This window comes from Commensalibacter papalotli (ex Botero et al. 2024) (genome assembly GCF_947179115.1).
GTDB classification, from domain to species: Bacteria; Pseudomonadota; Alphaproteobacteria; order Acetobacterales; family Acetobacteraceae; genus Commensalibacter; species Commensalibacter papalotli.
Map to the genome: position 1 here is coordinate 891,060 of NZ_CAMXCI010000001.1, position 12,371 is coordinate 903,430.

The 12,371-nt window shown below is 38.2% G+C and carries 10 protein-coding genes; 6 read left to right on the forward strand and 4 right to left on the reverse strand.

All coding sequences use genetic code 11. The features are described 5' to 3' along the window. Positions 1-37: 37 nt before the first annotated feature. The 4 genes from QMN76_RS04055 (at position 38) to QMN76_RS04070 (ending at position 3,399) form a co-directional block, all read left to right on the forward strand. Entirely contained in the window at positions 38-619 is a 582-nt protein-coding gene (locus tag QMN76_RS04055; RefSeq protein ID WP_282023705.1) for a hypothetical protein, read from the forward strand. 83 nt (positions 620-702) lie between these two features. Next, positions 703-1,476, forward strand: coding sequence for an acid phosphatase (locus QMN76_RS04060; protein WP_282023704.1), 774 nt, complete (start codon positions 703-705; stop codon positions 1,474-1,476). Positions 1,477-1,508: 32 nt separating this feature from the next. Beyond that, on the forward strand, positions 1,509-2,444 hold the full coding sequence (hslO, locus tag QMN76_RS04065) for an Hsp33 family molecular chaperone HslO (RefSeq protein WP_282023703.1): 936 nt from the start codon (positions 1,509-1,511) through the stop codon (positions 2,442-2,444). Between the two features lie 88 nt (positions 2,445-2,532). After that, on the forward strand, positions 2,533-3,399 hold the full coding sequence (locus QMN76_RS04070) for a hypothetical protein (protein WP_282023702.1): 867 nt from the start codon (positions 2,533-2,535) through the stop codon (positions 3,397-3,399). A gap of 128 nt (positions 3,400-3,527) precedes the next feature. Here QMN76_RS04070 and QMN76_RS04075 read toward each other — a convergent pair whose 3' ends face one another. From QMN76_RS04075 to QMN76_RS04090, 4 genes are all read right to left on the reverse strand, one after another. Then, complete coding sequence (locus QMN76_RS04075; protein ID WP_282023701.1) at positions 3,528-4,109, reverse strand: LutC/YkgG family protein; 582 nt, start codon at positions 4,107-4,109, stop codon at positions 3,528-3,530. After that, on the reverse strand, positions 4,102-5,544 hold the full coding sequence (locus QMN76_RS04080; protein WP_282065750.1) for a lactate utilization protein B: 1,443 nt from the start codon (positions 5,542-5,544) through the stop codon (positions 4,102-4,104). The genes QMN76_RS04075 and QMN76_RS04080 overlap by 8 nt, the downstream gene beginning before the upstream one ends. After that, the gene (locus QMN76_RS04085; RefSeq protein WP_282023699.1) at positions 5,541-6,284 is read right to left on the reverse strand and encodes a (Fe-S)-binding protein; all 744 of its coding nucleotides are present in this window, start codon (positions 6,282-6,284) and stop codon (positions 5,541-5,543) included. Before QMN76_RS04085 ends, QMN76_RS04080 begins: the two co-directional genes overlap by 4 nt. 132 nt (positions 6,285-6,416) lie before the next feature. Continuing rightward, positions 6,417-8,492, reverse strand: a complete 2,076-nt coding sequence (locus tag QMN76_RS04090) for a protein-disulfide reductase DsbD domain-containing protein (protein WP_282023698.1) — start codon at positions 8,490-8,492, stop codon at positions 6,417-6,419. A 97-nt stretch (positions 8,493-8,589) separates the two neighbouring features. Here QMN76_RS04090 and hrpB point away from each other — a divergent pair, with 97 nt between their 5' ends. Together hrpB and QMN76_RS04100 are read left to right on the forward strand one after the other, a co-directional pair. Next, the gene (gene hrpB, locus QMN76_RS04095) at positions 8,590-11,064 is read left to right on the forward strand and encodes an ATP-dependent helicase HrpB (protein WP_282023697.1); all 2,475 of its coding nucleotides are present in this window, start codon (positions 8,590-8,592) and stop codon (positions 11,062-11,064) included. Positions 11,065-11,153: 89 nt separating this feature from the next. Beyond that, complete coding sequence (locus tag QMN76_RS04100) at positions 11,154-12,320, forward strand: S1C family serine protease (RefSeq protein ID WP_282065794.1); 1,167 nt, start codon at positions 11,154-11,156, stop codon at positions 12,318-12,320. Positions 12,321-12,371 lie beyond the last annotated feature (51 nt).

The following is a 12,371-nucleotide window of genomic DNA, read 5'->3' on the forward strand; positions in this document are numbered from 1 at the left end:
TAGATCCTTTTTTATTCCTTCTGAATGAGCTCAATCCATGCAAGACGATATTATAAACACAAATGAGATCTGTATCAGGCCTACTTTCAAACCCAATGATGGCTACACCGGGCAAAGCAGAGTTTATATCAATGGTTATCAGACAGAATGCATTATAAAAGGAACCTTTTTAGATCAGGCTTTTAAGACAATAGATTATTATATTCTTTTTTCCTCATATGACAGAGATGAAACATACTCTTTAATTATTTCATTAGTCACACAAAAAGGTCTATTATTAGAAACAGTTACAATTTTTCCTTACCCTCCAAACCTCATTATAGATTGTTGGGGTGATCCTTCAAATTACGTATCACATTTCACTCTTGTACAACCTAACATTATTATTTTTCGTTTTTTAACGGACGACTTATGGAAAATGGAAGTGTTTCAAAAACCTAAATCTTTATTAAAAACCCTTTTATTTGGTAATTTTGATGGTGCAAACTGCAATGAGTTAGGTCGCACAGCTTGGTCTTATAAAACATATTTAAGATTTAACAAAATCAGTGACCTAGCATATAATAAAAAACACTGTTTAAAAGCCATAAAAACGAGTATATCTAATTTATTAAACTAATTTTTAAATTAGTTATAACCATATCAAAATAATAATATCAAAAAAAATTATGTGACAAATACAGTCTATTTACGGGAGTAATAATGTCTATTTCAACAAAAGCGATATTCTTTGTCGCTGGAAGCATTGTCTTAAGTTTCACATCAAATACCTTTGCTGCAAAAAGCAACTCTATTTTACAAACCAAACCCAGCGAGCCCTATAAATCTTATTTAAACCGTGATGACGTTGCTAATAGTCTAGCCCTTTTACCTCCCCCTCCCCAACAAGACAGCCCTGCTTTTTTAGCAGACCAAGCCGCATATAAACAAGGTCATACCTTGATAAACACCCCAAGATGGGCTTTGGCTCAATCGGATGCTAACCTTGCCGATAGTAATATTGGAAAACCGTTTGCTCAGGCTTTGGGGATTGTAATATCCAAAGAAAAAACCCCAAACACTTATTATCTATTACGTCACATAATGGTTGATAGTGGGTTCTTAGGTACCGATATTGCTAAAAATCATTATCAACGCATCAGACCTTTTGTATATTATAAAACACAAACCTGTTGGCCCCAAGATGATAAACTGCTCAGGAAAGACGGCTCTTATCCTTCTGGGCACTCTGCTTTAGGGTGGTCAACTGCTTTGATTCTTTCTGAAATGTTTCCTCAAAAACAAAATCAAATTTTACAAAGAGGATATGATTTTGGTCAAAGTCGCGTCATTTGTGGTGCACACTGGCAAAGCGATGTGGATGCTGGGCGTATCATAGGTGCTGAAATTGTTGCAAGGCTACATGCAAATAAAGAATTTATGCAAGATTTCCAAAAATCCAAAGAAGAACTGTTAAAACAAACAACAAGTAACTAAAAAAACTTTAGCGATACAAAGAAGCATAATTTATGAATGAACATACACATATTTCTGATCGTCCTGATGTTCCTGATTTAACCATCCCGACAGGGATTACGCCTTTTTTCTTCCCTTCTGCTAGGGGGCGGCTTGTTCGCCTCGATAGATTGGCAAATACTTTATTATCACGTCACAACTATCCTTATGCGATTTCAAAATTAGGAGGTGAAGCATTGGTTCTGGTCTCAGGACTAGCAGCAGCTCTTAAGTTCGAAGGCTCTTTTTCGCTTCAGGTAAAAGGGGAAGGTGCTGTTTCTTTATTAGTCGTAGATTGCACGCATAATGGTGAGCTACGCTTTTACGCTCGCTATGATAAAGAAAAACTCGACTTGCTTCCTAAACAAGCAACAGCGTTAGAATTATTTGAAAAAGGCTTGTTTGTTTTAACTGTTGATCAACGTAATGACAAAGATAGCTATCAAGGAATGGTTGAAATCACAGGTAACAGCCTATCAGAAATGGCCAGCCATTATTTTGAAACGAGTGAGCAATTAAACAGCTGGATACGGTTATTTTGCGAAGAAACTTCTGAAGGTTGGCAAGCATCTGGGTTAATTATAGAAAAAATTGCCAGTGACCCTTCTATTGTTTTCAAGGATAAGGCAGAAATTACCAATGACGAAGAAGAATGGAATACATTAACCATTCTAGCTGAAACAGTCACAGCAAAAGAAGTATTAGACACCAACTTAAGTAATAATGATTTACTTTATCGTTTATTTAATAGCACCCCCATTACAATAGGTAATCCTAAACCTGTTTCTTATGGTTGTCGTTGCTCACGTTCGCGTCTGCAAAATATCTTAAAAACATTTAACCAGAACGATTTAGAGAGTATGAATGAAGAAGGGAATATCACTATGACTTGTGAATTTTGTCGATATAATTTTGTATTTAACCAAAATGAAATTCAATCAACAAAATAAAATCTGTATCTTGTCAAAATTATCTCTATAATTGCGTTTAATATTGTTAAGTCGTTATTTTCTTTTTTCTGCACATAAGGAATATCAAATGTCATCAAACCAAAAAAACACAACTTCATTAAAATTGAAATTATGTGCTTCTGCATTATTATTGGTTACACCCATAATTGGGCTTACCGCTTGCTCTCATGACGATCCTAAAACATTTGCGCCTTTGACTTATGATTATCTGACCCCCATTTTCTTAAATGTAAGTCAAATGGATGTGCAGAATTTATCACAAAATCAACAATATAATCGTGATGTTACCAATCTTAGCCCTATTTTACCTGCTACTGCTTTGCAAAATATGGCTAATACACGCTTTCAAGCACGTGGTTCTTCTGGAAAAGGTGTCTTTACAATTAACCGTGCTTCCCTTCAAGAACAAGGGCATAACGGTATTTATGGACAAATGGATGCTACCTTATCCATTTATAATAACAACAACCAAAAAGTTGCCTCTGTTCAAGCAAGTGTTAATCATACATATGATATAGATTCATCCAAAGGTGCTGCCAGCAGTAAAGGTAATTTATATGACGCAACGCAAAAGCTGATGCAAGATATGAATGTAGAGCTTGAATTCCAAATCCGTAAGCATTTGGGAAATTGGATTGTGGATGCAACGGGCACTCCTGTTTCTGGAGGTATCCAAACTCAAGATCTAGGTAAACCTGGAGCTGTAACAGCACCTACAAAAGCAACACCCAATTCAACAAACAAGAATAATTCAACCACTCCATCTAGTTCTAATGACGATGAAGATCTTAGTGCAGTATTCCCAGGTGGAAAACCTGATAGCGTCAAAGCATCAGAAAAATTACAATATTCTCCTGAAAAAGCAAAAGTAAATCAACTGCCAACGGGCAGTCTAGGCACTTTACCAGCTTCAGCTGTTCCCGATAAATATTAATTTTTTTCAATAATCGTAAAGGTTTATTCAGTCTTTACGATTATTAAATATAAATAGTTACAATATTTAAATGTAAATTATTGATACCTGGAATTACAACAAGGATAACTAAAAACAATCCTAAAAAATTATGCAATCAATAATACAGATAAAGAACGCACTCCTTGTGCCCCTCTAATTAATACACCTTCAATATCGGCGGTAGCAGAAGGTCCACTATGCAACGCCCCATAGTGAATTTGTTTCCATTCTGGACGCGCATATGCATCATGTAAATTCTCTACGATCTGTTTTGGATCAAGCAACACAATCAAGTGTTGAGGCAAATACCCCAACGTATTAATCAATAAATCCTGATCCGTTAAACAAATCGAACCTGTTTCGGCAACACCAAAACTCGCACGTAAAACACCGTAATCTATATCCTGCAACTCTTTGGGATGCATATTATCTGTTAATTTTTTATTTCCTTCGATATCTGGTACTAGTGAACAAATAACTTTAACATCCTCCAATTTCGCTTTTACAAATTCGAAAGGGTCATTTTGACCTTTTTCAATAATCTTTCCACCCATAATCAGTAAAGATTGTTTAAACTGCTCGACAATATCAAATGAATCTTTATGAAATAAAGGAACGTTCGGCCCAACAGGAGGCTCTGCATTACAAGATTCACGGATCTGGTTTAAAATGAACTCACGACTACTCATCCGTTTTTCCTTTATTTTTATAATTTTTTGCATACCAACTGTGAAAAGTTTCTTTGGGTGCTGGCGGCAAATCTCTTTGCCTTCCCCAAGCATTAAGTTTGTTATAAACAACAAAATGTGGCAAATACGATAAAACCTTATCCCCTGTTTGCACTGCAGTTCGATAAGCCTTGGGGTGGGCTAATAACTTACCCATCGCAGTCATTAAAATTCGCTTTGATAAAGAGAGTTCTTTTTCATCTGCCAATGTTTCTCGCCAAGCAAAAACCTGTTCATGTAAGTTGATTTTTACAGGACAAACGTTCGTACAACTGCCATTCAAAGTCGATGCAAAAGGTAAATTCCGATATTTATGCGTATTAAAAGTAGGACTTAAAATTAATCCAATAGGCCCTGCATAAACACTGCCATAACTTAAACCACCACTGCGACGAAAAACAGGGCATGTATTCATACAAGCACCACAACGGATACATTTTAATCCTGCTTTGAATTTCTTACTGGCAAGACGGGTTGATCGACCATTATCCACCAAAACCACATGCATTTCTCCCCCTTTACGAGGGCCACGAAAATAAGAAGTATATTGCGTGATCGGAGACCCCAAAGCACTGCGTGATAACAGTCGAATAAAAACTGCCAGATGCTCCATCTTGGGAATAATTTTTTCAATCCCCACCGTCACAATATGCAAAGGCGGCGTATTAGCAGAAAGATCAGCATTCCCCTCGTTTGTGCAAACCACCACAGCACCCGTTTCAGCAACCAGAAAATTCCCTCCAGTCATTCCTGCATCAGCATTGAGGATATAAGGACGTGTATTTTCCCTTTGTGTCTCCGCCAAATAGTGAACGTCATTATTCCCCTGCTCAGCATTAAGTGTTTTGACAAACACTTTGGAAACATCGGTTCTGGTTTTATGAACTGCTGGCACCACGACATGACTGGGATCTTCATGGTCTAATTGCTGAATTCGTTCTCCTAAGTCTGTCTCAATGACATGAATATCGTTTTCTTCTAGATGCTGGCGTAATCTGCATTCTTCACCCAACATTGATTTACTTTTGACCAGTGTCTTGGCATTATGTTCTTTTAAAATATCAGTAATTATCTGATTACTTTGTTGAGCATCTTTGGCCCAATGCACATGTACGCCGTTGGCCTTGGCATTACGTTCAAACTCTTCTAAATAATCTGCCAAATGATCCAAAGTATGCGATTTAATATCTGAGGCTAGCTCTCTTAACTCTTCCCATTCAGGAACGAGATGCATTTGCGCATCACGTTTTTTTCGCAAATCCCATAAGCGTTCATCATGCATTTTTTGATGTGCAGAAGCTGCAATAAAACGGTTGGCGGCTTCTAATTGATCAACAGGCTTGTTACCTTTGATTTTTGCACCTCTTGGTTGAGCTTCGTCTTGTAATGCACTCATGACAAATCTCCGTTTAAGATCTGAGCAATATGCGCATATTTCAAATTAACCCCCATACGCATCGCACAGCCCTTTTGATGCATTAGACAAGAGCTGTCTGCAGAAATCACATATTCCGCACCACTGCGATGTTGATCCATGACTTTGTCTTGCCCCATCTTGGCTGAAACCCCTTCTTCAAACACAGAAAAAGTCCCCCCAAATCCACAACATTCATCTGGACGTTCCAGCTCTACGAATTCTATACCTTTGACTTTTGATAATAAATCTTTGGGTTTTGAGAAAAATGGTTCTCGCCTTTCAGACATGCTGGCGTGGCGCAATCCTCTTAACGCATTACAATTATAGTGAATAGCTATTTTATGAGAGAAGGTCGCCCACGGAAAAGCATCTGCTTTTAAAATATCATGTAGAAATTCGACTAAATCATAGGTGTTTTTACGAACATGTTGCACCTCTTTGGTTTGATCAATTGCATCAAAATGATGCCTTACTTGGTTAGTACAACTGCCAGAAGGCATCACGATATAATCAAACTCGGCAAAATTCTTGACGAATAATTTTTCTGTTTCCGCAGCTTCTTTATGACACCCTGTATTGGTCATTGGTTGCCCACAACAGGTCTGATCAAAAGGATAAGTCACATCGACATTAAAACGCTCTAGTAATTTTAAGGTTGATATCCCAACCTCTGGTTCCAACGCATCCATATAACAAGGGATAAACAACCCAACTTTCATTATCTTGAACCTTTATTTTTATATATTATTGTGGTCGTTTTATCATCATTCTGAAAATTATTCTAATTCAAATAATTGTGCTTTAATAAAAGAAAAAATCGATCATTATTGATTATACAGCTTTTTTAAAATCTATTTTTTTAAGTCAGACAAATAACTAAGCACAATATTAGACGTTAAAATCTGTGGTAAAATCTTTGGTTTTCCATAAGCTGGATAGTAAATATATAACGGCACCCCTTCTCTTCCATGCGCCTTGAGAAAATCACCAATAGATTTATCATACTGCGTCCAGTCCCCAACCATATAGGTAATATGCTGATGTTTAAACGCCTCTTGTACTTTTGTAGAAGACAAAGCAACTTTATCATTTACCATACAAGTTAAGCACCAAGAAGCCGTCATATTTATAAAAACTGGTTTATGATCCTTCCGTAACAATTCAAGTTTTTGCGCAGAGTAAGTCATTACATTTTCTTTTAATTGTGTTTCTATTTTACCATTTTGATCATGAACAAAAAAATAAAATCCACCACCGAGTAAACACAAAATAAGCACAATTAAAATACCAAAGAAAATCCGAAAGACTCTATAAATCCCTTGCATATAAAGCTGTTGTATTAATCCTATTGCCCAACAAACAAATCCTAGGCCTGTAAATCCACTGAGTAATACAAAAAAACTCATTGGTTGCTGATGTTGATAAACAACCCAAGCCAACCATAAACAACTAAGCAATAATGGGAACGCTAATAATTGTTTTAAAATATCCATCCACAGACCTGGACGTGGTAAGATACGTGCAAAAGAAGGAACGCATGCAAATAAAACATAAGGTAATGCCAACCCTAATCCCATACCAACAAAAATCAAAATACTTATCCACAAAGGTGCATTCAATGCCCCTGCGATCGCTATCCCCATAAAAGGAGCCGTACAAGGCGTTGCAACCAAGACCGCTAGTAAGCCAGTAAAAAAGTCAGAGGAATACTCTGATGATCTACCTGCTGGACCTGTATTGTTTAATGAAAATTGAACGTTAAATACGCCAAGAAAATTCAAAGAAATGACAAAAAGTAACCAGCATAACAAAATAACAAATCCCGCAGATTGAAATTGAAACCCCCACCCTAATTGCGATCCCATCCACCGCAGTCCTACAAATGCAAATGCCATTATAATAAAACAGCATAAAATGCCTGCTGTATAAGCAATACTGCTCTTATATCGCACGTTTATGTGTTCTTGCCCAATACGACTAAGTGATAAGAGTTTCATCGCAATAACAGGAAATACACAAGGCATAAGGTTTAATAAAATTCCACCTAAAAAAGCACTGCCGATCAAAAGAAGTAAACTCGTTTGAACAGGCGTTGATAAAGGTGCAACTTTGGCTTGAACCGAAAAATGCTGTATTTGATTTTGGCCATCTTGAATGGCTAAAACACCATGAACAGGTTGCTGTAATTCTTTTTTAACTGCCAAAGGAATATCTAAGGTTAGCAAACCTGGCTTTACGTAAAGTGTTTGAGATGCAACTTGGTCGATTATACCGCTTTTTTCTGGCATAAACCATGCTTTGGTTATATGTGCAGGATCAACGCCCTCCTGTTTTACCCATAACTTTCCTGATGAGGTAATATAAACATCCCATGGACTTTTTTTTGGTTTTTTCGATAAAGCCTGTTGAATAAGAGAAGCGTCTGGTGAAATAGATGCCTGTCCCTTTGGTAAATCGAAAACAAACTCCCCTTCCTCTGGGATACAAACATCTGCGCAAACTAACCATCTGGCTTTAACTTTAAAATTTAAATCTTTACCAATCTGATCATCAGGTACCAAAACTTTAAATGGTAAGATAACGTCTCCTTTATAAATATAAGACATTAAACCATTTTCGGTTAATTGCTCTGGTGACGGCCACATAATTTTGCCTTCTTGAGCACCAGAATTATTTATTTGGGCAGAGACCGAGGCAGGTTCCCCCGCATCGCCAGGATTAATCCAATAGGTATGCCACCCAGGTGCCAGTTTAATACGCAACCCCAAAAGCAGTTCCTTACGGCCATCATAGTGATCACTGTCTGACAAAATAGTCGTTTGATCCTGTTTACTGATAACCGCATCAGTTTCTTTAGCTAAAACAGAATAAGAGCCCGAGGTAATAAAGCCTATCATCCCAAGAAAAAACAAAAACCAAACACGCAATGAAACTATCCTTTGATAAAACTAGGTTTGTCTTTTATATATGAAGATAATAATAAATAAGCCATCTGATTCATTATCCTCATACTCATGAATTCTTATGTATAGTATACCAAATATTTCTCTACCTATCCAATCGACACTGCCCAAACTTTATGATTATTTAAATCAACATCCAAATGTGATCTTGGTTGCCCCACCTGGAACGGGGAAAACAAGCCTGGTACCTTTGTCTTTACAAGACGCTCAATGGGTACAAAGTAAAAAGCTGATTATGTTGGAACCACGTCGTATTGCTACCCGAGCAGCAGCAAGACAAATGGCACATTTATCAAATGAAGAAGTCGGAAAAACCATTGGTTACCGAACACGTATGGACAAGGCAATCAGTGCCCAGACAAAAATCGAAGTCGTTACCCAAGGCTTATTCCTTAGGCGATTACTCAATAACCCACTGCTAGAAGATGTTGCTGGAATTATTTTTGACGAAATTCACGAACGCTCTTTGGATGCTGATTTATGCCTAGGGCTATGTCGTAATCTACAAGCTAACCTTCGCCCAGATCTGCGTTTAATTGCTATGTCGGCAACTCCGTCTTTAACAAATCTACAAAAAATTCTGCATTGCGATATTATCGAAAGTAAAACGGATTACTATCCAATTACGACACACCACCGTAAAAGAGACCTAACCCATATCAGAGACCTTTCTTCAGTGATGGCAGCTCAAATTACCGAAGCTTATCACTCTGAGAAAGGCAATATTCTGGCTTTCTTACCAGGTGCTGGCGAAATCCATAAAACGATCAATCTGCTTTCTTTGCCAAATGCAGAAATTTTACCACTTTACGGAGATTTACCCGCCACCGAGCAAGATAAAGCCTTGCGACCAGCCTCTGATCAAACACCACGTCGGATTGTTTTAGCCACTTCTATTGCAGAAACTTCTTTAACCGTTCCTGGCGTTCGCATCGTTATTGATGGTGGGTATCGCAGAATGCCTCAGCTAAACGCTGATACAGGGTTAACCCGTCTACAAACGCAGCGTATTTCCAAAGCTGCTGCGACACAACGCGCAGGACGTGCTGGACGTGAAGGCGAAGGGGTTGTTTACAAATTATGGACACAAGCCACCGAACGCAGCCTGCCTTTACATGATCGCCCTGAAATATTAGAGGCCGAGCTCAGTGAGTTTTTACTTGTTTGTCAAACATGGTCGGATATTATGGGGATCGAAATCTCGGATATTCCTTTTCCTGACAAGCCTTCTCTCGGTGTTATGGAAGCAGCCAAAGAGCTTTTAATCCTGTTGGGATGCCTTGATCATAAAGGTCATATAACCAAATTTGGACATAAGGTCGCACAATTTGGAGCACATCCACGCCTTGCTTGCATGATGCTAAGTGCCAGATCTAACGAAGAAAAAGCATTAGCAGCAGATATTGCATCTTTATTAGAAGAACGAGATCCATTACGTCATGAAGAGCCAGCTTCGGTGGATATCAAACTTCGCTTTGCTTGGTTGCACCAACCTCCAATCTCAAGAAATGATCAAGGGCTATGGCATCGCATCCGTAAAATTAATCAAGATTATCGTAAAAGATTACAAATCTCTGCAATGCAACCCCCAGCAATAGATCCTGCTTTATTAATTTGTGCTGCTTTTCCTGATCGTTTGGCGCAAAGGCGCAGTGAAATTGGCTCTTTTAGACTTGCTGGAGGAGGTGCTGCCCATTTATCACCTCAAGATCCTTTTGCCAAAGAAGGTCTGTTGGCGGTTGCCAGTGTGCATGTACATAAACGCACAAATATTTGTTTGGCTTTCCCTGTTAAAATACAAGCCCTTTCCAGCTTTATTGAACAAAGATCTGAAATTGAACAAGAAACAACCTTAGATACCAACAGTGGTAAAGTCATTATCAGAGAACGCCTTAAATTTGGCAGGCTTACATTACAAGACCGCAATATCATTGCCTCCACCAAAGAGGCCATTCCTGTTTTATTCAGTTATATCAAAAATAATCTATCCAAAACCTTAAACTGGGATGAACAAAGCAAACAATTGCTAGCTCGATATCAAATTGCACAATCACAATTTTCTTTTGAATCCTTACCTGATTTATCAGAAAAAGCGCTTATTGAGAATTGTGAAGCGTGGTTGTTACCTTGGATGAATGGACTAACTTGTCTTAACGAAGTAAAACAACTTAATGTTGCTGATATGCTTGAAGCCTATCTGGGATATACAGTTTGCAAAGATTTAAATCAGCTCTTACCTAAAGCGATATCATTAAATAATCATAAAATTTATATTGATTACACTCAGGCTGTACCTGTGGTCTCTGCACCAGCAAAATATTTTTTTGGATTAAATATCACCCCTACCATTGCAAAAGGAAAAATTGCATTGCAATGTTGTTTATTATCGCCTGCTAATCGCCCCCAAGCGATTACAAGTGATCTACAACGTTTTTGGCATGAAGGATGGAAAGATATGAGAAAAGATATGAAAGGAAGATATCCAAAACATCACTGGCCGGAAAACCCTGCTATTGCCTCAGAGCATAAATCTTGATGAATATGCCTAAATTACCCATAGTTTTCCATTTGCGTTCAACTTTTAAAACAGCACTATTTTTTAGTGTCTCATCTTTTTTTGTGTCCATGGTTCTGCAATCGGTTGTCGCCCAAGAGGTCACAAAAAAGACCGAAACCATCACTAAGCAAGACAATGGCTCTGCTCCTGCTCCTGCTCCTGCTCCTGCTCCTGCTCCTGCTCCTGCTCCTGCTCCTGAAAAAGTTATTCCTTCTGCTGAACTGGCCAAGACCTCACCTCTACTCGTAGAATATGGTCCCTTAACTTTTTCCCCATTAGTTAAAAAAGTTGTACCAGCTGTTGTGAATATCGCGGTGTCTCAAGATATTCCGATTAAAAGTCGCAAGAAAATTATTATTCCACCTTCTGTCAAAGGAACACCTCTAGAAAAAGAATTTAGGCAAAGGCAACATCAACAACAACAAAAAATTACCGAAGCTGGCTCGGGTTTTATTATTGATCCCAGTGGAATTATTGTAACCAATACACACGTTATTGGAGATTCAGACGATATCACTGTTTCCCTGCAAGATGGCTCACAGTTTCCAGCCACTGTGATTGGTAGTGATTCTTTGACAGACATTGCTGTCATTAAAATCGATGCAAAGCACCCCTTACCTTATGTTATATGGGGCGATAGTAAAAGAGTAGAAGTTGGAGATTGGATCCTAGCCACAGGGAATCCTTTTGGTTTAGGGTCGTCCGTTACTGCAGGAATTGTTTCTGCTCGGGGTCGTGACATTGGTTCTGGACCTTTTGATGATTTTTTACAACTTGATGCCCCAATGAATCCAGGAAATTCAGGTGGCCCTTCCTTTAATCTTGCTGGACAAGTTGTAGCATTAAACACCGCCATTGTTTCCCCAACGGGAAGCTCTGTAGGTATCGGATTTGGAATTCCTTCTGAAATTGTTGCCCCTATCGTTACTCAACTTTGCAAAACAGGATTCATTGATCGTGGATGGTTAGGTGTTACACTTGGTGATGATGATAGACATAACGGGGTTAAAATTGTTGATATTGACAAAAAGGGCCCTGCTTATAATGCCAAAATCAAAGTAGGTGACAGAATAGAAATGATTGACTCACAACATGTTGATACTGTACGTACATTCATGAAAACAATTGCTGTATCCCATCCAGGAGCAACTGTAGAATTACAAATTAGGCGCAATAAACACCTTTTGAAAATATCTGCCATTGTTGGACATCGCCCCAAAGACGCTGATAATTAATTATTTTCACCTCCCCCTCATCTTAATTTAACAAAAAAGTGTATATACAAC

Excerpts from the sequence above, each read along its gene's own strand:
- QMN76_RS04055 (WP_282023705.1), top strand. The coding sequence starts at position 38 with ATGCAAGACGATATTATAAACACAAATGAGATCTGTATCAGGCCTACT.
- QMN76_RS04060 (WP_282023704.1), top strand. The coding sequence starts at position 703 with ATGTCTATTTCAACAAAAGCGATATTCTTTGTCGCTGGAAGCATTGTC.
- hslO (WP_282023703.1), top strand. The coding sequence starts at position 1,509 with ATGAATGAACATACACATATTTCTGATCGTCCTGATGTTCCTGATTTA.
- QMN76_RS04070 (WP_282023702.1), top strand. The coding sequence starts at position 2,533 with ATGTCATCAAACCAAAAAAACACAACTTCATTAAAATTGAAATTATGT.
- QMN76_RS04075 (WP_282023701.1), bottom strand. The coding sequence starts at position 4,109 with ATGAGTAGTCGTGAGTTCATTTTAAACCAGATCCGTGAATCTTGTAAT.
- QMN76_RS04080 (WP_282065750.1), bottom strand. The coding sequence starts at position 5,544 with ATGAGTGCATTACAAGACGAAGCTCAACCAAGAGGTGCAAAAATCAAA.
- QMN76_RS04085 (WP_282023699.1), bottom strand. The coding sequence starts at position 6,284 with ATGAAAGTTGGGTTGTTTATCCCTTGTTATATGGATGCGTTGGAACCA.
- hrpB (WP_282023697.1), top strand. The coding sequence starts at position 8,590 with ATGTATAGTATACCAAATATTTCTCTACCTATCCAATCGACACTGCCC.
- QMN76_RS04100 (WP_282065794.1), top strand. The coding sequence starts at position 11,154 with ATGGTTCTGCAATCGGTTGTCGCCCAAGAGGTCACAAAAAAGACCGAA.